This window comes from Streptomyces sp. NPDC029466 (genome assembly GCF_055574515.1).
On record NZ_JBVHZH010000015.1, the window covers coordinates 67669 to 92122 of the forward strand.

Here is a 24454-nt window from a genome sequence, read left to right on the forward strand (position 1 = left end):
GGACGGTGCAGGCCCTCGTCATCTCTCTGCGGTCAGACGGTTCCGGAAGTCGCCGACACCGCTTGGGAGATGGCGGCAATGATGCGGGGCGCTTGGGCGTTCAGGTAGAAGTGCCCGCCGGGGTAGGTCTGCAACTCGAAGCGGCCCATGGTGTGGTCGACCCAGGAACGGGCCTCGTCGACGCTCACCTTCGGGTCGCTTTCCCCGATCATGGCGTAGACGGGGCAGTTGAGCGGCGGCCCCGGCTGATAGCGGTAGGTCTCCGCGGCCCGGTAGTCGCTGCGGATCGCGGGCAGCACCGCGCGGAGCATCTCCTCGTCGTCCAGCGTCTGGGACTCGGTGCCGTTGAGCGCCTTGATCTCCCGGACCAGGGCGGCGTCGTCGTACAGGTGCGCCGTCTCCTCGCGGTGCCGGGACGGTGCCCGGCGGCCGGAGGCGAACAGGGCCTGGAGGGTGATGCCGCGCTGTTCGAGACGGAGTGCCACCTCGAAGGCGAGGGTGGCGCCCATGCTGTGTCCGAAGATCGCCAGCGGCCGGTCGGTCCAGGGCAGCAGCCGCTCGGTCACCTCGTCGGCGAGGTCCGCGATGTTGTCCAGGCAGGGCTCGGTCCGGCGGTCCTGACGGCCGGGGTACTGCACCGCCAGCACATCGATCGCCGGGGCGAGCGCCCTGGACACCGGGAAGTAGAAACTGGCCGAGCCGCCGGCATGGGGCAGGCAGACCAGCCTGGTCGCCGCCTCCGGCGCGGGATGGAACCGTCGGATCCACAGATCCTCATCGGCGTGCGCATTCACGTGTGCGTCCCCTCAGATTTCCGTACGGGTGAGAAACCCCTCGCACGACAGTGCTTGCCGGCCGTGCCGTCGGCAACCCCTAACCCTCGGCGGACGCCCCTACGGTAAGGGAGCAGAAACCACGATTTCCGGTCCGCGACAACGGACCGGAAATCGTGGCGGTGTCATACCCCTGGCAGCGACGTTCGCGAACCGCCACCGACACGGGGGAGGGGCATTCACCGGGGTCGCCTCACCCACCGTCTTGCGTGGGCTCGGCGTCGCTATTCTCCGCGGCTTTTGGCGGTCTCCGTATCCGCCGGTCCGCTCTCCTCGGAATCCGCCTGCTGCTTGGGATCCTTGTAATTCGGGTCGTGCAGTTTGCGCCGCCCGTCGACCTTACGGACCGCCCAAATACTGGTCATGACGGCGAAGAAGGTCAGCGGCCAGCCCATGACGAGCCGCGCGATGCCGAGCCAGGTGGTCTCGTCCATGTTGTAGAGCCACCGCTCCACCGCGAACCGGGAGAAGCTCAGGAACGACCAGAGCAGCGTCGCCAGGTCGTAGTAGAACAGCGACTTGCGGTCCTTGCGCCAGAATGCGCCCTGGAGGTTGGCCGCCGACCAGACCTGGCCGATCAGGGGCCGGCGCACCAGGACGGACAGCAGCAGAATGCTCCCGATACCGACGGTGATCCAGTTGCCCAGCAGGTAGTAGCCCTTGGCCTCGCCGACGAACACGGCGACGCCGGAGGTGATGAGGACGGTGCCGAGCCCGACGAACGCGGCGGCCAGCTTCTCCTTGCGCAGCAGTTGGAAGATGCCCACCAGGACCGCGGTGCCGATGGAGGCCCAGATCGCCGGCCACATGCTGGTCAGCGCGTTGACCACGATGTAGGTGATGACCGGCAGGATGGTCAGGATCGTGCCGTAGACCCCGCCGATGTACTCCCAGGCGTAGGCCAGCTGGTCCTGGAAATTCTCCGGTACCTTCTTCGGCTCGTCCTTGCCGGCCTGTTCCGGTGCGTCGGTCACGGACGAGGAGTGCGACTCGGCCGAGTGGTTCACGTCTCCCCCAGGTGAGAGTTTCCGGCCTTGGCTCGGTGGCGGCTATGCGGCCTGGTCACATCGGTGTCGTGCACGGTTCGTTCTCCCCACGAGGCTCTTCAACATGTCCCATGGTGGCCGGAGACGGTCCCTCGGACATCCCAGCTAGGTCCCAAGAAAGGGTGGAGGTAGCTCTACCCCCCGGCCGCCGGAGGTGCCCGGGGCGGTCGCTTCGCCCACCGCCGGGACGCGGCCGCTCACGCACGGACGATTCACCGCATAGCGCCGGCCCATTCCACCCGGGTCCGGCGAGTTGAGCAGGGGTTTTACGCTGCATGGCGCGCGTATTTCGGATTATTCATCCGCCGCCGAATTGGCGTCCGAAATGAGTAATGCGAGGGCATTTCTTCGTTCGCTCTTCGTCGCTCTGCGGGACGTCTGGCGCGCAATGGCGAACACCTCGATAAATGCCTGGCAAAAACTTTTCGATCTTGACGGCGCCACCTCTCGCTAATAAGTTCCTGGCCTGTCGCCTGGCAATTACCTTGAGGGGAGCATTCCATGACGGAGATTGACAGCAACGGGTCGGTGCGGGAATTGAGCTTCCCCATGGCCCGGCGCTGCCCCTTCGCCCCGCCACCGGAGTACGAAAGGCTGCGAGCGGACTCGCCGCTGGTGCGGGTGCGGCTGCCGCACGGCGGTTCCGCGTGGGTGGTGACCCGGCATGCGGAGGCCCAGCAGCTGCTGACCGACCCACGCGTCAGCTCGGATGCGAACCGTCCGGGCTTCCCCAGCGTCCGGCCGCCCCAGGAGCCGCCGGCCGACGAGGGCACGGACGCGGCCGAACCGCTCACCGCCGAGCAGCTCACCGAGCTGGCGGAGATCGCCCAGTTCCACGAGGGCCAGTTCATCAACCTGGATCCGCCCCGGCACAGTCACTACCGGCGCATGCTCATCTCCGAGTTCGGTGCGCGGCGGATGAACGAACTGCGGCCGGAGGTCCAGCGCATCACCGACCGGCTGGTCGACGACATGCTGGCGAAGGGCTCCCCGGCGGACCTCGTGGAGGATCTGGGGCTGCCGCTCTCCTCGCTGGTCATCTGCCGGTTACTCGGTGTCCCGTACGAGGATCACGAGTACTTCCAGTCCGCGACCAGGACCCTGGTCCAGCTGGACGCCGAGCCCGAGCAGCTCAAGGCGGCGATGGAGGGGCTCATCGACTTCCTCGACGAGCTGGTCAAGGCGGCCGTGCGGGAACCCGGCGACAACCTCATCGGCCGGCTGATCAACGAACAGGTCGGCAGCGGTGAGCTGACCCGTGCGGCGCTGGTGGGCATGGCCTTCCTGCTGCTGACCGCCGGACACGAGGCGACCGCGAACATGCTTCCGCTGGGCATGCTGACCCTGCTGGAGCATCCGCGGCAGCTGGCCGAACTCCGCGCGGACCCCGCGCTGTTGCCCGGCGCCGTCGATGAGCTGCTGCGGTTTCACTCCGTGTCGGACTGGGCGGCCTTCGACCGGGTCGCCGTTGAGGACATCGAGATCGACGGCCGGAAAATCATGGCCGGTGAGGGCATTTTCGTGCTGAGCGCGTCGGCCAACCGGGACGAGCGGGCCTTCGAGCGCCCCGATACGTTCGACATCCACCGCAAGGCCCGGCACCACATCGCGTTCGGATACGGGGTGCATCAGTGCATCGGGCAGAATCTGGCCCGCGCCGAGTTGGAGATCGGTCTGGGCACGCTGCTGCGGCGGATGCCCACTCTGCGGCTCGACAAGCCGATGGATGAACTGCCGTTCAAATACCAGAACTTCGTCTTCGGACTGCATGCGATGCCGGTCCGCTGGTAGCCGGTCCGCTGGTAGCCGCTCCCCCGGCGTCACCGGCCCCCTGTGGGCCGGGGCCGGTGACCCGCCGTGGGGAGACCGGTCGTTATCGGCCGGCCTCCAGTTCGCTGTCGAGGATGTCGAAGAGTTCCTCGGCCGTGGCGGCCCCCAGGGCGGACTCCTCCGGCCGCTCTCCGGGGCGATGCGTTTCGGTCCATGTGGTGAGCAGTCCGCGCAGCCGGGCCGCGACACCGGCGTACTCCTCGTCGTCCGGCGCCACGGCCGCCAGCTCCGCCTCCAGCCGGCGGATTCCGGCGAACACCGAGGCGGTCCGGTCCGCTTCGCTCTCGATGAGGCGACCGGCCAAGTGCTCCGCGACGGCCTCGGGCGTGGGGTGGTCGAAGACCAGCGTGGAGGACAGGGTCACCCCGGTGGCGGTGGTCAGCCGGTTGCGCAGTTCGACCGCGGCGAGCGAGTCCAGGCCGAGTTCGAGGAAGCCCCGGCCGCTGACCACCGCATCCGGGCGGTCGTAGCCGAGGACCTCGGCGACCTGCGCGCGGACGAGGTCCCGCAGGGTGCGCCGCTGCTCCTCGGCGGAGAGCGCCGCCAGCCGGGTGGCCAGGGATTCCGCGGCCGGGGCCGGTGCCTGGGCGTCGGCGGCAGGCCGGGACGGTGCCCGGACCACCCCGGCCAGCAGCGCGGGGACGCCCCCGGGGCGGGCCCGCAGCACGGCCTGGTCGATGCGCAGCGGGACCAGGGTGGTCTCCGCGGTGGCGAGCGCGGCGTCGAACAGCGCCAGGCCCTCGGCCGGGGCGAGCGGCGGGAAGCCGGACCGGGCGGCCCGGCGCAGACCGGCCTCGCCGAGCCGGCCGGCCATCCCGTCGGCCTCGTCCCACAGCGTCCAGGCCAGCGCGGTCGCCGGGCGGCCGGTGGCCCGGCGGTGCCGGGCGAGCGCTTCGAGGAACAGGTTGGCGGCGGCGTAGTTCGCCTGGCCCGCCCCGTCGAGCAAGGTGGCGGTGGAGGAGAACAGCACGAACCGGGTGAGTTCCAGGTCCGCGGTCAGTTCGTGCAGCAGCCAGGCCGCCTCCGCCTTGGGCCGGAAGACGTCGTCGAAGCGTTGCGGGGTCAGCGAGGTGAGGACCCCGTCGTCGAGCACCCCGGCGGCGTGGACCACGGCGCGCAGCGGATGCGCGGCGGGGACCCCGGCGAGCAGCCCGGCCAGGGCCGCACGGTCGGAGACATCGCAGGCGGCCACGGTCACGGTGGCGCCGAGCGCGGTCAGCTCGGCGCGCAGGTCCGCCGCACCCGGTGCGTCCGGTCCCCGGCGGCTGACCAGCAGCAGGTGCCGCACCCCGTGCGTGCTGACGAGGTGCCGGGCGACGAGCGCGCCGAGCCCGCCGGTGCCGCCGGTGATCAGCACGGTGCCCTCCGGGTCCCAGTCCGTACCGGTGTCCGGTGGGGCGACCCGCGCCAGCCGTGGCAGGCACAACTCGCCGTTTTTCAGGGCCAGTTGGGGCTCCTCGGTGGCCAGCGCACCGGCCACGGCCGGGCCGGAGGCCGGCCAGGAATCCACGTCGAGCACGGTGATCCGGTCCGGGTGTTCGGCCTGCGCCGAGCGCACCAGGCCCCAGACCACCGAGGCGGCGAAGTCGTCGCCCTCGGTCACCAGGGCGAGCCGGGAGCCGGCGAACCGCTCGTCGGCGAGCCAGGACCGCAGCAGCGTGAGGACGCGGTGCGCGATGCGGCGGGCGGCCTCGGGCGGCGCGCCCTCGGCGGGGGCACAGGGCACCACCAGGAGGTCCGGTACGTCCATGGCGGCGAGGTCGGTGTGACAGCGCAGGCGGACCCCGCCGGACCGTAGCGCGCGGCCGAGGGGGCCGTCGCCGTCGCCCAGCAGCGCCCAGTCGCCGGCCGGTGTGCCCGGGGTGGCCTTGGTGCTCCAGTCCGGCCGGAACAGCGACTGGGCCACCACGCCCTTCCGGGCCGCCGCGGTCTGTTCGGCGGCCACCGGCCGGGAGACCAGGGAGCGCACCGAGGCGACCGGGGCGCCCGTGGAGTCGGCGAGGTCCAGGGCGACCGCATGGTCCCCCGCGGCGGACAGCCGCACCCGCAGCGCCTTCGCGCCGACGGCCCGCAGGGTCACCCCGGACCAGGCGAACGGCACCCAGGGCCGTCCGTCCCGTGGGACGAACTCCCCCAGGTCCAGGGCGTGCAGGGCCGCGTCGAGGAGCGCCGGGGACAGCGCGAAGTCCGTGCCGGCGGCCCCCTCGGGCAGTGCGGCCTCGGCGAACACCTCCGCGCCACGGCGCCAGGCGGCGCGCAGGCCCTGGAACTCCGGCCCGTAGTCGTAACCGCGCTGCGCCATACCGTCGTAGAGCCCGCCGAGATCCACCGGTTCCGCCTCGGCCGGCGGCCAGACGCGCAGGTCGGGGCCGTCGTGGTCCGGGGCGGTGGCGGTGAGCCGGCCGGTGGCGTGCCGGGTCCAGGGCACCTCGTCCGGATCGTCCTCGGCGCGGGAGGACACCAGGACCCCGCGGTCGCCCTGTTCGTCCGGCGCGGCCACCTCGACCTGGAGCCGTACCGCACCGGATTCCGGCAGCACCAGCGGGCTTTCCAGGGTCAGTTCGGCCAGGACGGGGCAGCCCGTGCGGTCGCCGGCGTGCAGGGCGAGGTCGACGAAGGCGGTGCCCGGCAGGAGGACGGCGCCGTTGATGGCGTGGTCGGCCAGCCAAGGGTGGGAGCGCAGCGAGAGACGGCCGGTGTATGAGCGGGTGTCCGCCTGCGCGGACTCGATCACCGCGCCGAGCAGCGGATGTCCGGCATCGGCCTGGCCGAGCGCGGCCGCGTCCAGCTGCTGGTCCCCGGCGTCCAGCCAGAACCGCCGCCGCTGGAAGGCATAGGTGGGCAGGTCCACCGGGTGACCGCAACCGCCGTGGAACGCGGTCCAGTCCACCTCCGCGCCGTGCGCCCAGGCAGCGGCCAGGGCACCGGTGACCTCGCGGGTCTCCGCGCGGTCGCGGCGAAGGGTGGGCAGGAACACGGGCCGGTCCTCGCCGGGCACACAGTCCGGTGCCATCGCGGACAGCACCGCGTCCGGCCCCACTTCCAGGAAGGTGCGCACCCCGTGGTCCGCCAGCGCGCGGATACCGTCGGCGAACCGGACGGCGCCGCGGACATGGTCCACCCAGTAGTCCGGTGCGCACAGTTCCTCGCCGGTGGCGATCCGGCCGGTGAGGTTGGAGACCACCGGAATCTTCGGCGGCTTATAGGACATCACGCGGGTCACCCAGCGGAAGCTGTCCAGCATCGGCTGCATCCGCTGGGAGTGGAAGGCATGGCTCACCCGCAGCCGCTGGGTCTTGTGGCCGCGCGCGGCGAGGGTGGCGGCGATCCCGGTGACGGCGTCCTCGTCCCCGGAGAGCACCACCGAGGCGGGCCCGTTGACCGCGGCGAGGCCCACCCTCCCCTCGAATCGGCTGAGTTCGGCGGTGACCTCCTCCTCGGTGGCCCGTACGGACACCATCGCGCCGCCGGCCGGGAGTTCCTGCATCAGCCGGCCACGGGCGGCGACCAGGGCGGCCGCGTCGGGCAGCGACCACACCCCGGCCACATACGCGGCGGTGACCTCGCCGAGGGAGTGGCCCAGCAGGAAGTCCGGCCGCAGCCCCCAGGACTCCAGCAGCCGGAACAGCGCGGCCTCCAGGGCGAACAGCGCCGACTGGGCGTACACCGTCTCGTCCAGCAGGGCGGCCTCGGGACTCCCCGGCTCCGCCCACACCACGGCGCGCAGCGGGCCGGGCAGATGGACGTCCAGCTCGGCGCAGATCTCGTCCCAGGCGCGGGCGAACACCGGGTGGGCGGCGTACAGTTCGCGGCCCATCCCGAGCCGCTGGGCGCCCTGGCCGGTGAACAGCACGGCGACCGCGCCGGACCCGGCCTGTCCTTGGCGGACCCCCGGCCCCGGCGCGCCCGCGGCCAGGGCGTCGAGGTCGCGGGTGAGCTCCTCCCGGTCGGCGGCGACCAGTACGGCGCGGTGTTCCAGCTGTGCCCGGGTGGTGCCCAGTGCGCGGCCGACCTCGGTGAGGGCCTGCTCGGGGTGCTCGTCGAGGAAGGACTTCAGCCGGGCGGCCTGCGCCCGCAGGGCGTCGGGGGTGCGCGCGGAGACCGGCAGCGCGAGGACCGGGGGGTGTGCGGTGACGGGCGGCGGTGCGGGGGCGGGCGGGGCCTGTTCCAGGATGAGGTGCGCGTTGGTGCCGCTGAAGCCGAACGAGGAGATGCCGGCCCGGCGCGGACGGTCCGTGCGCGGCCAGGGCCGTGCCTCGGTGAGCAGTGCGGCCGTGCCCTGCGCCCAGTCGACATGCGGGGTGGGCTCGGTGACATGCAGGGTGCGGGGCAGCAGTTCCTGCCGCATCGCCATGATCATTTTGATGATCCCGGCGGCACCGGCGGCGGCCTGGGTGTGGCCCAGGTTGGATTTGACCGAGCCCAGCCACAGCGGTTCGGTACGTCCGGTGCCATAGGCCGCGATCAGGGACCGGGCCTCGATCGGGTCGCCGAGCCTGGTGCCGGTGCCGTGCGCCTCCACCGCGTCGACCTCGTGCGGGTCCAGTCCGGCGGCGGCCAGGGCCTGGCGGATCACCCGCTGCTGGGCGGGGCCGTTGGGCGCCGTGAGGCCGTTGGAGGCGCCGTCGGAGTTGACCGCCGAGCCGCGGACCAGGGCGAGTACGGGATGCCCGGCGCGGCGGGCGTCGGAGAGCCGCTCCACGACCAGTACGCCGACGCCCTCGGACCAGCCGGTGCCGTCCGCGTCGGCCGAGAAGGGCTTGCACCGGCCGTCCGGGGCGAGGCCGCGCTGCCGGGAGAAGGACAGGAAGGTGCCGGGCGCGGCCATCACGGCCACCCCGCCGGCCAGGGCCACCGAGCACTCCCCCTGCCGCAGGGCCTGGCAGGCCAGATGCAGCGCGACCAGGGAACCCGAACAGGCGGTGTCCACCGTCATCGTGGGGCCTTCCAGGCCCAGGGCGTAGGCGACCCGGCCGGCGATGACGCTGGTGGTGTTGCCGGTGGAGAGATGGCCCTCCAGCCCGCCGGCCCGGGTCAGCCGGGGGCCGTACTCCTGGGGCTCGGCGCCGAGAAAGACCCCGGCGCGGCTGCCGCGCAGCGCGGTCGGGTCGATGCCGGCCCGCTCCAGCGCCTCCCACGAGGTTTCCAGTACGAGCCGCTGCTGCGGGTCCATCGCCTGCGCCTCACGCGGGCCGATCCCGAAGAACTCCGCGTCGAACTCCGCCGCGTCGTGGAGGAATCCGCCGCGGCGGACGTACGTCTTGCCCGGGGCGTCCGGGTCCGGGTCGTACAGGGTCTCCGGGTCCCAGCCGCGGTCCTCGGGCAGTGCGGTGATGACCTCGCCGCCCTCGGCGACCAGCCGCCACAGCTGTTCCGGGCCGCCGATCCCGCCGGGGTAGCGACAGCCGATCCCGACGATGGCGATCGGGTCCGCTTCGTCGGCCGCACCCGTCTGCCGCGGGGGCTCGGAGCTGGTCTCCGTGCCGTCCGTGCCGTCCGTGCCGTCCGCACCGAGCAGTCCGGTGCGCAGCTGCCGGGCCAGCCGTACCGGGGTCGGATGGTCGAAGGCCACGGTGACCGGGAGCGGCAGTCCGGTGGCCGCCACCAGCCGGACATGCAGATCGGCCGCGGTGAGCGAGTCGAATCCGAGGTCGGTGAAGGGGCGGTCCGGGGCCAGGGTCCGCGGTGCGTCGTCGGGCCGGACCCGGCGCAGCGCCCCGAGGGCGTGGTGGCACACCAGATCCAGCAGCGCCCGGTCCTGCTCGGGCCGGGACAGCCCGTGCAACTTCTGGATCAGTGAGGGGTTTTCGTCGAGGGCATTCATACGCGGACTCCGACCGAGGGCCTGTGGATCAGGTGAGCGTGTGGTACTCCGCGCAGTCCTGGAGGACGGCGACCGGGGGGTGGAAGGTGTTCATCGGCTTCTTCCGGTCGAAGCTGCCGGAGTGCGCGTACGCCACCAGGACGCCGTCCCGCTGCCGGACGAGCAGATCGGGGTTGCCGTCCAGGTCGATATCGGTCACCGCGAGCGCGTCCTCCAGCGGGTTCCAGTCCGCTCCGAGGTTGCCGACGGTGTACCAGGTGCCCTGACCGGCTCCGTCGCCGAGGAAGCCGTCCGGTCCGGGCGGGAACTCGTAGACGCACAGATCGCCGTTGTCGCGCAGGATCAGCAGATCGAGCCGGCCGGTGCCGGTCACATCGGCCATGCCGAAGGGGAAGTCGGTGGGTTCGGTGACGGTCAGCCGCTGCGGCGTCTTGTCGAAGGTGTCGTTCTCCACCACGTCGCCGGTGTTGCGGAACCAGTCCACATGGCCGAGTTCGCTCTCCCGGCCGAAGGTGTCGTCCTTGCCGTCCCCGCTGACGTCGGCGACGCCGATGCTCTCCCAGATCCGGCCGTCGTCGCGGCGGCCGGACATCCGGATCGGCTCGCTGAGGGTGTTCAGGCCGTTGAGGCCGCCCTTGTTCTCGTAGAGGTAGACCCCGTGCGGATGCTCGGTGTTGACCGATTCCTCGCTGCCGGCGAGCACGCTGGCCAGACCGTTGCCGCGGATGTCGATGGTCCGGATGATCAGGTGCTTCTCCCAGCTGAAGTCCACACCGATCGTTACCGGGTCGAGAAAGGTGCGGGTGCCGTCGAACGTTCCGCTGTGCGGGAAGACCAGCAGTTCACCACTGGTGTCGTGGCGAACGAGCAGATCCCGCTTGCCGTCGCCGTTGAAGGATTTGCAATGGCCGTTCATGATCATCGCCGGCATGTCTCAACTCTCCTCGGTCAGCCGATCGTGTGCCTGGTGGCGCGGGTACCCGGGGGTCAGTCGGTACCGGGATCCACCCCGCGGGACCGCAGGAACGCGGCAAGCCCCAGGGGGGTGGGCAGTGCGAAGAACTCGGCGAGGCGGATCTCCGCTCCGAAGGACTCCTGGATCCGCTGCACCAGCAGCGCGGCGAGCAGGGAATGCCCGCCCAGGACGAAGAAGTTCGCGTCGGCGGTGACGTCCTCCCGGCCGAGCAGCTCGCGGAACATCGAGAGCAGCGCGTCGACCAGGGCATCCTCGTGGTGTTCCGCCGCCGCGCCGTGGCCGGCCGCGGCGCGGCGGGCGGTGGCCAGCCGGGTGAGATGCGGGTAGTCCACCTTCTCGTTGGCGTTGGTGGGGAGTTCATCGGTGAGGACGAAGTCGTGCGGCACCGCGGACGAGGGCAGCTTCGCCCTGGCGTGTTCCCACAGCCGCTCGGCGAGGCCCTCGGTGGGGTGGGCCACCACGAAGGCCACCAGCACGGCGTCCGCGCTGAGATCGCCGACGGTGACCACGGCGGCGTCCGTCACCTCGGGGTGTTCCCGCAACACCGCCTCGATCTCGGCGAGTTCCAGGCGGTTGCCGCGGAGCTTGATCTGTCGGTCCACCCGGCCGAGCACCTCCAGTGTTCCGTTGTCCCGCCAGCGGGCCAGGTCTCCGGTGCGGTAGAAGCGCCCGTACTCGGGGTGCTCGCCGAACCGTTCGGCGGTGAGTTCCGGGCGGTTGTGGTAGCCGATCGCGACTCCGGCGCCCGCCAGGCACAGTTCGCCGTGCACCCCGAGCGGGAGTTCCCGGCCGACCGGATCCAGGACGAACGCGGTGGTGTTCCGCAGCGGGGTGCCGGCGTGCACCGCCCCGTCAGCGGCGTCGAGCCTGCCCGCGGTGGACCAGATGGTGGTCTCGGTGGGGCCGTAGACATTGCGGACCTCAGCGGCGGCCTCCAGCAGCCGCGCCGCCAGGTCGGCGGGGAGCGCCTCGCCGCCGCACAGCACCCGCCGGCCGGCCAGCTGGTCGCCCACCTGATCGAGCACGGTCCGCCAGGTGGTGGGGGTGGCCTGCACGATGCCCACGTCGTGCCGGACCAGCAGGTCCCGCAGCACGCCGCCGTTCACCCGGGCCTCGTCGGGGGCGACGGCCAGCCGTCCGCCGGAGGTCAGCGGGAGGAACAGCTCCAGCGCGGAGATGTCGAAGGCGAAGGTGGTCATCCAGAGCGTGGCATCGCCGGGGCCGGGCGCGAGCTCGTCGAGGAAGTGCCGGACGAGGTTGGCCAGGTTGCCGTGCGAGACCTTGGTGCCCTTGGGGCGGCCGGTGGAGCCGGAGGTGTAGATGAGATACGCGCAGGAGGCGGGGTCCGGGTCCGCCGGGAGGGCGGCGGGCCCGCCCTCCGCGGTGCGGAGACCGACCATGTCCAGGCGGGGGGTGCCGTCGGGCAGGGTGACCGTGTCACCGGCCAGTACGGCACGGGCGCCGGAATCCGAGAGCTGGTAGGCGATCCGGTCCGCGGGATGGTCGGGGTCGACCGGGAGGTAGGCGCCGCCGGCCAGCCAGACGCCCAGGGCCGCGGCGGCGAGTTCGGGTCCGCGGCGGGCGGCCACGGCGACCACCTCGCCCTCGGTCACCCCGGAGGCGGTCAGCAGCGCCCGGGTGTCCGCGGCCGCCTGCCACAGCTCGGCGTAGGTCACGTTCCGGTCGCCGTGCGCGACGGCGACCGCGTCCGGTGCGGCGGCCGCCCGTTCGGCGACGGTGCGCAGCACGGACGGGGTCGGTGCGTCGGTGGCGGTGCGGTTGGCCGCGGCGATGACCGTACGGTCCCGCTCCGACCACGCGGACAGTTCGCCGACCGGCCGGTCCGGTTCGGCGCCGGCCGCGACCAGCAGTGCGTCATAGCGCTGGAGAAGGAGTGCGACATCGGCGCGGCGGTGGGACTCCACCCCGTACAGCGCCTCGACGGTGATGCGGTCCGGCTCCGAGAGGATGTCGAATTCGAGGTTCATCCGGCTGTAGCCGTTGCGGACCATCAGGGCCCGCGCCGGGAGACCGCCGATGGTCGTCTCCGCGGACAGCCCGCCGGGCAGGTAGTTGAACATATGCCGGAACAGCGTGGTGCTCCAAGCGGAGTTGACCCGCGGGATCTCCGGCAGCAGCAGGTCCACATGCACATCGACATGGGAGACCGCCTCCAGGAACACGTCCCGGGCCTGCCGCACCAGCGCGCGAAAGCTCTGTGCCGGGTCGGTCCGGACGCGCAGCGCCAGGATGTTCACGTAGTAGCCGATGGCACCGGCGGCCTGCTGCCCGCGGATGTCGGCGGGCGAGCCGATCACGATGTCCGGCCCGGCGCCGTGCCGGGCGAGCAGCAGATAGTAGGCGGCGAGCAGGATGACGGGTTCGGAGGCCCGCAGCTCCCTGCGCAGCCGGCGGACCACGTCCCGGGCCTCGTCGGAGAGGTCGTGCGCGACGGTGGCCCCCTTCAGGGTGGTCTCCGCGCTCCCCTGCCGGTCCATCCACAGATCCAGCGCGCCGGCGTCGAAGCCGCTCAGATGGTCGCGCCAGAACCGGAAGCTCTCCGGCCGGGGTTCGTCGGCGGCGACCGCCGCGACCGGCACGATCGCCTCGCCGGAGAGATCCTTTCCGGCGAGGACCGCGTCGTAGAGCCGGGTGAGCTCACCCATCACGATCTGCGCGGACGCCACATCGAACACCAGGTGGTGGGCCACGACGCAGAGCACATCGCCCTCGGGCGCCTCGACCTGGCAGATCCGCAGCATGGGCCGGCCGTTGAACTTGAACGGGCGGGCGGCGAGCGCGGTGAGATCGTCCGCCAGCCCGTCCGCCGTCGACCGGCTCACCTCGATGTCGACCGTGGCGTCCGCCGGGGCCAGGACCGCCTTGCGCAGCCCGGCGCCCTCGTCATGGAAGACGGTGCGCAGCACCTCGTGCTTGCGCAGGAGCCGGGCGGCGGCCTCGCGCAGAGCCGTGGTCCGCAGCCGGCCCGCCACCTGGATGGCGGCCGGGATGTTGTTCACCCCGCTGTCCGGGACCAGCTTGTCGAGCAGCCACAACGCCTCCTCTTTCTGACTGGCCCGGGAGAGGGGCGTACTCATGGGCTGCATGCGCGAGTTCCTTTCGACGTGCTGGGGGGCGGTCCGTCAGCTCAGCAGGCCGGTGACCGTGGTGGCGACGTCGGGCGTGCGCAGCAGATCGGCGTGCTCGACGGGGAAGCGGATCTCCTTGGCCACCCGGTCGGCCCGGTCGGCTTCGGACAGCGGGTTGAGGCCGCTGGTGGGGGTCGCGGAGGTCATCGCGGTCAGCGACTTCCAGCCGGCCGTCGGGTCGAGGTCGCTGCCCCGGACGAAGAAGTGCAGGAACAGGCCGAAGGTGGCGACGAATTCCTCGCTGCGCTTGGCGTCCAGGCCCACCCGTGCGAAGGCCGCGCCGCCGACCTCCCGGAAGATCTCCAGCAGCCGCTCACCGAACTGCTTGATGTCGCCCTCGTCGGTCAGCGCCTGCCCCGCGGCCTGCTGGGCGTGCGCGACCTCCTCCGGCGTGAGCAGCCCGGACATCCCCTCCATGGTGGTCAGGAAGTGGTGACAGACCACATCACGCCGGGGCAGCTCGGGGTCGAAGCCGATGAGTGCGGGCGTCTCGCCCTGGCTGCGCCCGATGCGCTCGGCCAGCGCCGCCGCGTAGACCGCTCCGACGCAGTAGCCCATGACGGCCCGGACCGGGCGGCCCTCCCGGAGCACGTCCGCCGCCCAGCGCTCGACGTAGTCGGCGCCGGTCATTCCGGCGTCCTCCTCCGGGGCGGGCGGCAGTGTCTCCCAGAGCGAGAATTGCGGATGGGTGAGCGCGACGAAATCCGGAAAACCTGCCTGCGGCCTTCCGGTCACCGCGAAATCGACCGCGAGTACCAGATCCTTTCCGTCCGAAGTCAACGATTTCCACGAGCCGGGAACTGCCATGTGGATTCACTCTCCGAGCTGAGCGTGTCGGTGCACGCAGCGTATGGGCGTACCAGGAGCCGGAACACCCCTAAGGAACCCCTTAGTACCCCGAACCGGCCCAGGGGGAAGGCCGGTTCGCCGGACGGGACGGGCCCGTCCGGCGAGGACCTGAACAACACCCGGGCGGTGTCAGGCGAGTTCGGATTCCAGGAACTCGACGACCGCGTTGGGGGTCGGATAATCGTAGACAAGCGCGGCGGGCAGCGACAGTCCGGTGATGCGGTTCAGCGCATTACGGAATTCGACGGCGGACAGCGAATTGAATCCGGCATCGAGGAAATCGAGGTCGGGTTCGACCGCCGCGGCGCTTTCGTGTCCCAGTGCCCGGGCCGCCACACCGCGGGCGATTTCCAGCAGTGTTTCCTGCCGGCCCGCCGCGTCCTGCTCCTTCAGGTAGGCCCGCAGCGCGTCCGGATCCACCTCGTCGCCGGTGTCCGCCGCCGCGGGTTCCTGGGCGAGCCGGCGCACCTCGGGCAGGGCACGCAGCAGCGAACCGGTCCGGGTGACGGCGAGTTCCGCCCAGTCCGCCTCGGCGACCGTGACGGACTGCTCGCCGCACTCGACCGCCCGGACGAACACGCTCTCCGGGGAGAGCGCACCGTCCCAGCAGAGCACCGTTCCGCTGAGCCCCTCGGCCCGGCGCCGGCGCACCAGCTCCTCGCGGTACGCGCCCGCCGCGGTGACCGCGGCCCGCGACGGATCGCCCCAGGTGCTCGCCGCCGGGGCGAGCAGGACGAACGCGGCGGTGTCACGGGCGAGTTCGTGCAGAATCTCGGACTCGTGCACGGCCCGCTCCAGCACCTGGCCGAACTGCGCGACGGTGGCGGAGCCGACCGGCTGGTCCTCGGCGCTGCCGATGCCGTGCACGACGGTGCTCAGCGGATGCGCCGCGGGGACGCGGCCCAGCAGCCGGGTCACCGCCTCGCGGTCCGTCAGTGCCTCGTCGATGACGGTCACCGGGACGCCGAGGGACTCCCCCGCGAGTGCCGGGGGCACCAGCAGATGCGCGGCGCCGTTGCGGGCCAGCCAGCGGGCGAGGGGCGCCCCGGCGGCGCCCAGTTCACCGGCGAGCAGCACGGTGCCCGTGGGCCGCCAGGGCCGGTGGGCGGCGCCCCGGCCGGCGTGGCCGAGCCGGCGGGCGAACACCCCGGAGGGGCGCAGGGCCAGCTCGTCCTCACCGTCGGCATCGGCCAGCAGCTGGGCCAGCCAGGCTCCTTGACGTGCGTCCAAGGACTCCGGGAGGTCGATCAGGCCGCCCCGGTGTCCGGGCCGGGCCGCGGCGACCGCCCGGCCGAGACCCCACACCAGCGCCGCTGCCGTCCCGGCCGTACGGCCCGTACGGGTCAGCGAGACCGCGCCCCGGGTCAGGGACCACAGCGGTGCTTCCGGCGCCGCGTCGTCGAGCGCCTGGGCCAGTGCCATGGTTCCGGCCACGCCGGACGGGACCGCGGGGTGGTCCGGATGCGGCTGCTCGTCCAGCGCCCACAGGGAGACCACTCCGGCGATGCCGGCCGGGAGTCCGGCGAGCAGCCCGGTCAGCCGTTCCCGGCCGGCGTCCGCGCCGGTCACGGTGAGCTGCCGCACCTCGGCGCCGTGCGCCCGCAGCGCCTCGGCGACCGACCGTGCGCAGTCTCCCTCCAGGTGCTGCTCCGGGACGAGCAGCGCCCAGGTGCCGGACAGTTCGGCGGTGGGCAGGTCGCTCACCGCGTGCCAGTCGGCCCGGTAGCGCGTGCCGTCCACCGCGGACTCCCCACGGCGGAGGGCGGACAGCGCCGGGAGCAGCGCACCGATCGGCTGGTTCTCGTCGAGGTCCAGGGTACGCAGCAGTGCCCCGAGGTCCTCCCGTTCCACCAGCTCCCAGAAGCGGGATTCGACCGGGTCGGAGGCGTCCGGCCGGCCTTCGCCGGACGGGCCGTCGGCCTCGGGCCAGTACCGCTGCCGCTGGAAGGCGTAGGTGGGCAGGGCGACCCGGCGGCCACCGCCGCACAGCGGGAGCCAGTCCACCGTGGCGCCGCGGACATGGGCACCGGCCAGGGCCTGGAGCAGTGCTTCGTCCTCCGTCCGGTCCTTGCGCAGCGCGGGCAGGAACTCCCCGCCGGGCAGACTCTCCTGGCCCATGGCGCTGAGCACACCGCCGGGGCCGAGTTCGAGGAAGGTGTCCAGCCCCTCGGTGTGCAGCGCCTGCATGCCGTCGTGGAAGCGGACGGCTTCCCGCACGTGCCGGACCCAGTAGCCGGGGTCGCGCAACTGGTCCGGCTCGGCGAGCCGGCCGGTCAGGTTGGAGACCACCGGGAGGCGCGGTTCGGCGTAGGTCAGGCTTTCGGCGACGGTGCGGAACTCGTCCAGGACGGGGTCCATCAGCGGCGAGTGGAACGCATGGCTGACCCGGAGCTGCTTGGTGCGGTACCCCTTGTCCGCCAGGGTCGCGGCGAGTTCGGTCACCGCGGCCCCGTCGCCGGAGAGCACCACGGCCTCCGGCCCGTTCACCGCGGCGATGCTCACCTGGCCGGAGAGCAGCGGAAGTACCGCGTCCTCGGGGGCCCGTACGGCGACCATCACGCCGCCGGGGGGCAGGCTCTGCATGAGCCGGCCGCGGGCCGCGACCAGCTTCGCCGCGTCGGCGAGCGACCAGACACCCGCGAGATGGGCCGCGGTGACCTCGCCGATGGAGTGGCCCAGCAGGGCGTCCGGGACCACGCCGAGGGATTTCACCAGCCGGAACAGCGCGACCTCGACGGCGAACAGCGCGGCCTGGGCGTACTGCGTCTGGTCCAGCAAAGCCGCCTCGGGGGTACCTGGTCCGGCCCACACCACCTCGCGCAACGGCCGGGGCAGCAGGGCGTCGAACGCCGCGCACACCTCGTCCCAGGCCCGGGCGAACACCGGGTAATTCTGGTGGAGTTCGCGGCCCATCCCGAGGCGCTGGGCACCCTGGCCGGTGAAGAGCACGCCGATCCGGCCCTCCCCCGCGACCCCGGAGACCACGCCCGCCGGGGTCGTCCCCGCGGCCAGCGCCCGGGCGCCGGTGAGCAGCGTCTCGCGGTCCCCGACCAGCACGGCGCGGTGCCGTAGCGCGGACCGGGTCGACACCAGGGAGAAGCCCACGTCCACCGGGTCCGGGCCGTCCTCGGTGAGGGCGGCCAGCCGTCCGGCCTGGGCCCGCAGGGCCTGGGCCGAGTGCGCGGAGAGCACCCACGGCAGCACCGCGGGAGCCGGTCCGGTGCCGGCGGCGGCCGGGGTACGGGCCGCCGAGGGCTGTTCCAGGATCAGATGCGCGTTGGTGCCGCTGATCCCGAACGAGGAGACCGCGGCCCGCCGGGGCTGTCCGGTCTCCGGCCACTCGCGGGCCTCGGTGAGCAGCTCCACCGCGCCGGACTCCCAGTCCACGTGGGTGGAGGGCCGGTCCACATGCAGGGTCCGGGGCAGTACGCCGTGCTGCATGGCGAGGACCATCTTCATCACCCCGGCCACACCGGCCGCGGCCTGGGTGTGCCCGATGTTGGACTTGATCGAGCCGAGCCACATCGGGTGGTCCTCGGGCCGGTCCTGTCCGTACGTCGCCAGCAGGGCCTGCGCCTCGATGGGGTCACCGAGGGTGGTGCCCGTGCCGTGTGCCTCCACCGCGTCGATCTGATCGGCGTTCAGCCGGGCGTTGGCCAGGGCCTGGCGGATCAGCCGCTGCTGGGACGGGCCGTTCGGCGCGGTCATCCCGTTGGAGGCGCCGTCCTGGTTCACCGCCGACCCCCGCACCACGGCGAGGACCGGGTGCCCGTTGCGCACCGCGTCGGACAGCCGCTCGACGAGCAGGACGCCCGCGCCCTCGGCCCAGCCGGCGCCGTCGGCCGCGTCCGCGAAGGACTTGCACCGGCCGTCCGGGGCGAGCCCGCGCTGCCGGGAGAAGTCGACGAAGGTGCCCGGCGTCGCCATCACCGACACCCCGCCGGCCAGGGCGAGGGAGCACTCCCCCTGCCGCAGGGCCTGTACCGCGAGGTGCAGGGCGACCAGCGAGGACGAACAGGCCGTGTCCACGGTGACCGCGGGGCCCTCCAGGCCGAAGGTGTAGGAGATCCGGCCGGAGACGGCGCCACCGGCGACGCCGACGCCCACATAGCCGTCGAGCTGTTCGGACGCGGCGGTCAGCATGCCGTAGTCGTTGTACATCACCCCGGCGAACACACCGGTGCCACTGCCCTTCAGCGTCGCCGGGTCGATCCCGGCGCGTTCGAAGGTCTCCCAGGAGGTCTCCAGCAGCAGCCGCTGCTGCGGGTCCATCGCCAGGGCCTCCTTCGGGCTGATCCCGAAGAAGCCGGCGTCGAACCGCGCCGCGTCGTAGAGGAATCCGCCCTCGGTGCAGTAGCTGGTGCCCGGGTGGTCCGGGTCCGGGTCGAAGAGGCGCTCCATGTCCCAGCCCCGGTCCGCGGGGAAGGCGGACACCGCGTCCGTGCCGCTGGTCAGCAGCTGCCACAGCTTCTCCGGTGAGTCGACGCCACCGGGGTAGCGACAGCTCATCCCGATGATGGCGACCGGCTCATCGGCGCGGACGGCGGCCGGTGCACCGGTCGTGGGGCCGGCGGCCGCGCCCAGCAGTTCGTTCCCGACGAACCCGGCGAGCTCCAGCGGGGTCGGATAGTCGAACACCAGGGTCGCGGGCAGCCGGAGGCCGACCGCCGCGCCGAGCCGGTTGCGGAGCTCGACCGCGGTCAGCGAGTCAAAGCCGATCTCCTTGAACGGCCGGGTGGATTCCACGGCGTGCGGACCGGCGTAGCCGAGCACGGCCGCGACCTGGGCACGGACCAGGTCGAGCAGGGTGCGGTCCCGTTCCGCCGCGGACATCCCGGTCAGACGCTCACGCAGTTCGGAGGTGGCGGCGGCGCCGCTGTCCACCTGCCGTCGGCCGGGCGTCCGGACCAGGCCGCGCAGCAGCTCGGGCACCATCCCGGAACCGGCCTGCTGCCGCAGTGCGTCCAGGTCGAGCCGCGCGGGGACCAGCAGCGCGTCCCCCGCGGCGCGTGCCGCGTCGAACAGCGCGACGCCCTGTGCCGTGGACAGGCCGGTCATGCCGGAGCGGGACATCCGGGCGAGCGCGGCCTCGTCCAGTGCCTCGGTCAGCCCGCTCGCTTCCGTCCAGCGGCCCCAGGCCAGGGAGAGCGCGGGAAGCCCGGTGGCCCGCCGGTGTGCGGCGAGGGCGTCGACGAAGGCGTTGGCAGCGGCGTAGTTCGCCTGGCCGGAGCCGCCGAGGACACCGGCGGCGGAGGAGAACACCACGAAGGCCGCCAGGTCGAGGTCCCGGGTCAGCTCGTGCAGATGCCAGGCGGCGTCCACCTTGGGCCGCATCACGGCGTCCAGGCGCTCCTGGTCCAGCGACTCCAGCACCCCGTCGTCCAGGGTGCCGGCGGCGCTGATCACGCCCGTCAGCGGACGGTCTTCGGGGATGGCGGCGAGCAGTTCGCGCAGCGCCGTACGGTCGGCCGCGTCACAGGCGGCGATCTCCACCTCGGCGCCCAGGTCCCGCAGTTCGGCCTCCAGCGCGGCCGCGCCCTTGGCGGTGTGGCCACTGCGGCTGGTCAGCAGGAGGTGCCGGACGCCGTGTTCGGTCACCAGATGACGGGCGAACAGCGCGCCCAGGGTTCCGGTGCCGCCGATGATCAGTACGCTGCCGCCCGGGGTGAACTCGGGTGCGGGGTCGGCGGATACGGCCATCCTGGCCAACCGCGGCAGCCGGATCTCACCGGATCGCAGGGCGAGCTGGTCCGCGCCGAGGGCCAGTGCGGCGGGCAGGGCACGGGCAGAGGTCTCCAGCCCGTCGGAGTCCAGGAGGACGAACCGGCCGGGGTGTTCGGACTGGGCGGTGCGCAGCAGGCCCCAGACCGGGGCGTGCACCAGATCCGTCAGGTCCGCCCCGGGCTCGGTGGCCACCGCGCCCTGGGTGGCGATCACCAGCCGGGCGTCGGCGAACCGCTCCTCGGCCAGCCAGTCCTGGGCGAGTCGGAGCAGCCGGCCGGTCGCTTCCCTGACCGCCGCGGTGACCTCGGGCGCCTCCGGCGGGGCGCAGGAGACGAGCACGGTGTCGGGCACCGGCGCACCGGCGTCCATGGCGCGGCGCAGCGCGGCCAGTTCCGGGTACTCGTCGACCCGGGAGCCGGCAGCTTCGAGTGCCGCGCGGTGGTCCGGCCCGGCCGCGCCGAGCAGGGCGACGGTGCCGGCGGGGAGCTCCGCCGGGACCGGCGCCGGGGTCCAGTCGACCCGGAAGAGCGCGTCGTGGAAGCTGGGGCCGGTTCCGTCGAGAGTGTCCGCAGTCAGCTGACGCAGCATCAGGGAGCCCACCGAGGCGACCGGGGCTCCGGTGGCGTCCGCGACGGTCACCGAGAGCGCGTTCGTGCCCGTCGGGGACAGCCGTACCCGCACGGTGCCGGCGCCCGCGGCGTGCAGGCGCACCCCGGACCAGGAGAACGGCAGCCACGGCCGGTCGCCGCCCCCGTCCTCGACGAACCCGCCGAGGGCGAGCGGGTGCAGGGCCGCGTCCAGCAGCGCGGGATGCAGTCCGAACGCGGCGCCCTCGTCCTCGGCCGCCTCGGGCAGCGCGACCTCGGCGAACAGCTCGCCGCCGCGTCGCCACACCGCGCGCAGGCCCTGGAACACCGGGCCGTAGGACAGTCCGGTGCCCTCGAACCGTTCGTAGAGGCCGTCCCACTCGACGGGTTCGGCCCCCTCGGGCGGCCAGGACTCCGCGCGCGGGCCGACGGCGCCCGCACCCGTGGCCAGGGTGCCGGTGGCGTGGGTGGTCCAGAGCTCCTCGTCGGGTGCGTCCTCCGGCCGGGAGCGCACACTCAGCTCACGGCGGCCGGCGTCGTCGGGCCCGCCGACGGCGAGCTGGAGCCGGATGCCGCCCCGGTCGGGCAGTACCAGCGGGGCCGCGAGGGTGAGTTCCTCCAGGACCTCGCAGCCGACCTCGTCTCCGGCGCGTACGGCCAGTTCCACGAACGCGGTGCCGGGCAGGACCGCCCGCCCGGCGACCACATGGTCGGCCAGCCAGGCGTGGGTGGACAGCGACAGCCGCCCGGTGAACAGCACTCCCTCGTCATCGGCCAGGGTCACCACGGCGCCGAGCAGCGGGTGCCGGGCGGCGCTCAGCCCGAAGCCGGCGGCGTCACCGGCCGCGGTCATCGTGCCCTTCGGCCAGTACCGCTGCCGCTCGAAGGCGTAGGTCGGCAGGGCGACCGTCCCGTGCGCGGCCCCGGCGAACACGGCGGCCCAGTCCGGGCTCCGCCCGTGGGCATGCACCTGGCCGAGCGAGGTGAGGAACCGGGCCACCCCGCCCTCGTCGCGCCGCAGCGAACCGGTGACCAGCGCGGATCCGCCGGCCGCCTCGATGGTGTCCTGCACGCCGAGCGCGAGCACGGGGTGCGCGCTGACCTCGATCAGGGTGCCGTAGCCGGCGTCGAGCAGACCGCGGACGGCGGGCTCGAACAGCACGGTCTGCCGCAGACTGCGGTACCAGTAGTCCGCGTCCATGGTCGTGGTGTCCAGCCAGTCCCCGGTGAGCGTGGAGTACACCGGGGTGTCGGCGGCCCGCGGGCGGACCGGTGCGAGCACCTCCAGCAGCCGCTCCCGGATCTGCTCCACCTGCGCCGAGTGCGAGGCGTAGTCCACCTCGATCCGGCGGGCGCGCACCCCGTCGGCCGCGCAGCCGTCCAGCAGCTCTTGCAGGGCCCGCGGTTCACCGGAGACCACCACCGAGCCCGGCCCGTTGACCGCGGCGACGGACAACCGCTCGCCCCAGGCCCGCAGCCGCTCCTCGACCTGGTCCAGCGGCAGCGGAACGGACACCATGCCGCCGTGGCCGGCCAGTTCGATCAGGGTCTTGCTGCGCAGGGCGACCACCCGGGCCGCGTCCTCCAGGGACAGGGCCCCGGCCACACAGGCGGCGGCGATCTCGCCCTGGCTGTGCCCGACCACGGCGGAGGGGGTGACGCCGCAGGACTGCCACAGCGCGGCCAGTGAGACCATCACCGCCCACAGCGCGGGCTGCACCACGTCCACCCGGTCGAAGCCCGGTGCGCCCTTGGCGCCCCGCAGTACGTCGGTCAGCGACCAGTCGGTGAACGCCGACAGCGCGGTCTCGCACTCCCGTATCCGGGCGGCGAACACCGGGGCGGTGTCGAGCAGTTCCACGGCCATGCCGGCCCACTGCGATCCCTGGCCGGGGAAGAGGAAGGCGGCCTTGCCCCGGCTGCCGGCGATGCCTTCCACCAGGTTCCCGGCGGGTTCACCGTGTTCCAGCGCGGTCAGCCCGCCGAGCAGCTCCGCGCGGTCCGCGCCGACCACGACAGCCCGGTGCTCCAGGGCGGCCCGGGTGGTGGCCAGGGAGTATCCGACGGTGGCCGGGTCCAGCTCCGGCCGGTCCGCCACGAAGGACCGGAGCCGGGCGGCCTGTGCCCGCAGCGCCCCGGCGGTCGCACCGGACAGGATCCAGGGCACGGTGCCGGTCGCGGCCAGGCCCGGGGTCCGGGCCGGGGCCTCCTCGGCGGCCGGGGGTCCGGCCTCGGCGGCGGGGGCCTCCTCCAGAATCAGATGCACATTGGTGCCGCTGATGCCGAACGAGGACACCCCGGCGCGCCGCGGATGGTCGGCGCTCTCCCACGGCTTGGCCTCGGTGAGCAGTTCCACCGCGCCGGACTCCCAGTCCACATGCGGGGTGGGCGCGTCCACGTGCAGCGTCTTCGGCAGCACCCGGTGGCGCAGCGCCATGATCATCTTGATCACGCCGGCGATACCGGCGGCCTGCTGGGCGTGCCCGATGTTGGACTTGACCGAGCCGAGCCACAGCGGCCGTTCCCCGGTCCGTGCCTTGCCGTACGTGGCGAGCAGCGCCTGCGCCTCGATGGGGTCACCGAGGGTGGTGCCGGTGCCGTGCGCCTCTACCGCGTCGACCTGGGCCGCGGTGATGCCCGCGTTCTCCAGGGCCCGGCGGATGACCCGTATCTGGGACGGCCCGTTGGGCGCGGTCAGGCCGTTCGAGGCGCCGTCCTGGTTCACCGCGGAACCGCGCAGCACCGCGAGCACCGGATGCCCGTTGCGGAGCGCGTCGGAGAGCCGCTCGACGAGCACCACGCCGACGCCCTCCGCCCAGCCGGTGCCGTCGGCCCCGGCAGCGAAGGCCTTGCAGCGGCCGTCCGGGGACAGTCCGCGCTGCCGGGAGAAGCTGGTGAACACCCCGGGGGTGCCCATCACGGTGACCCCGCCGGCCAGCGCCAGGGAGCACTCCCCCTGGCGCAGCGCCTGGGCCGCCATGTGCAGGGCGACCAGCGAGGACGAACAGGCGGTGTCCACGGTCACCGCGGGGCCCTCGAAGCCGAAGGAGTACGAGACCCGGCCGGACAGCACGCTGCTGGCCACGCCGGTCATCGTGTAGCCCTCGGACGCGTCCGGCAGCTGCTGGATCACCGGGACGTACTCGGCGCCGCTGGCACCGAAGAAGACCCCGGTGTCGCTGCCCCGCACGCTGGACGGGTCGATCCGCGCGTCTTCGAAGGCCGCCCAGGCGGCTTCCAGGACCACCCGCTGCTGGGGGTCCATGGCGAGCGCCTCGCGCGGGCTGATGCCGAAGAACGCGGCGTCGAAGTCGATCGCGTCGTAGACGAATCCGCCTTGTTTCACATAGCTCTTGCCGGATTTCTCCGGGTCGGCGTCGTACAGCTCGTCGGTGTCCCAGCCGCGGTCGGCGGGGAAGTCGGAGATCGGGTCCGCGCCTGCGGCGACCAGATCCCAGAGCTGCTCCGGGGTAGCCGCCCCCGGGTAGCGGCAGTTCATGCCGATGATCGCGAGCGGCTGCCGGCCCTTCTCCTCGGCCTCGCGCAGGCGCTGCCGGGTGTCGTGCAGATCAGCCGCGACCCGCTTGAGATAGTCGACCAGCTTCTCTTCATCCGCCATCAGGCGCGCCTTCCTTG

At 72.9% G+C, this 24454-nt stretch carries 7 protein-coding genes and 1 pseudogene; 1 reads left to right on the top strand and 7 read right to left on the bottom strand.

Annotated features, from left to right (window positions below; translation table 11 throughout):
- Window positions 1-32: 32 nt before the first annotated feature.
- A complete protein-coding gene (locus ACZ4XD_RS14485; RefSeq protein WP_468041942.1) occupies window positions 33-794 on the bottom strand; it encodes a thioesterase II family protein in 762 nt (253 codons plus the stop codon).
- Between the two features lie 263 nt (window positions 795-1057).
- Window positions 1058-1840: a DUF3159 domain-containing protein gene (locus ACZ4XD_RS14490; protein WP_468041945.1), complete on the bottom strand. Its 783-nt coding sequence runs from the start codon at window positions 1838-1840 to the stop codon at window positions 1058-1060.
- Window positions 1841-2380: 540 nt separating this feature from the next.
- On the opposite strand from ACZ4XD_RS14490, the gene ACZ4XD_RS14495 reads away from it, so the two are divergent.
- Window positions 2381-3670, top strand: a complete 1290-nt coding sequence (locus tag ACZ4XD_RS14495; RefSeq protein WP_468041947.1) for a cytochrome P450 — start codon at window positions 2381-2383, stop codon at window positions 3668-3670.
- Between the two features lie 82 nt (window positions 3671-3752).
- On the opposite strand, the pseudogene ACZ4XD_RS14500 reads toward ACZ4XD_RS14495, so the two are convergent.
- The 5 genes and pseudogenes from ACZ4XD_RS14500 to ACZ4XD_RS14520 all read right to left on the bottom strand — a co-directional run.
- Window positions 3753-9533: pseudogene (locus ACZ4XD_RS14500) on the bottom strand (SDR family NAD(P)-dependent oxidoreductase); the annotation flags it as partial.
- 28 nt (window positions 9534-9561) lie between these two features.
- A complete protein-coding gene (locus ACZ4XD_RS14505) occupies window positions 9562-10464 on the bottom strand; it encodes an FG-GAP repeat domain-containing protein (protein ID WP_468041949.1) in 903 nt (300 codons plus the stop codon).
- Window positions 10465-10520: 56 nt separating this feature from the next.
- On the bottom strand, window positions 10521-13616 hold the full coding sequence (locus ACZ4XD_RS14510) for a non-ribosomal peptide synthetase (RefSeq protein ID WP_468041952.1): 3096 nt from the start codon (window positions 13614-13616) through the stop codon (window positions 10521-10523).
- A gap of 36 nt (window positions 13617-13652) precedes the next feature.
- The gene (locus ACZ4XD_RS14515; protein ID WP_468041954.1) at window positions 13653-14438 is read right to left on the bottom strand and encodes a hypothetical protein; all 786 of its coding nucleotides are present in this window, start codon (window positions 14436-14438) and stop codon (window positions 13653-13655) included.
- A gap of 198 nt (window positions 14439-14636) precedes the next feature.
- Complete coding sequence (locus tag ACZ4XD_RS14520; RefSeq protein ID WP_468041974.1) at window positions 14637-24440, bottom strand: type I polyketide synthase; 9804 nt, start codon at window positions 24438-24440, stop codon at window positions 14637-14639.
- Window positions 24441-24454 lie beyond the last annotated feature (14 nt).

Bases quoted from the DNA above. Each gene is read 5' to 3' on its own strand.
- ACZ4XD_RS14495 (WP_468041947.1), top strand. From the start codon at position 2,381: ATGACGGAGATTGACAGCAACGGGTCGGTGCGGGAATTGAGCTTCCCC.
- ACZ4XD_RS14505 (WP_468041949.1), bottom strand. From the start codon at position 10,464: ATGCCGGCGATGATCATGAACGGCCATTGCAAATCCTTCAACGGCGAC.
- ACZ4XD_RS14510 (WP_468041952.1), bottom strand. From the start codon at position 13,616: ATGCAGCCCATGAGTACGCCCCTCTCCCGGGCCAGTCAGAAAGAGGAG.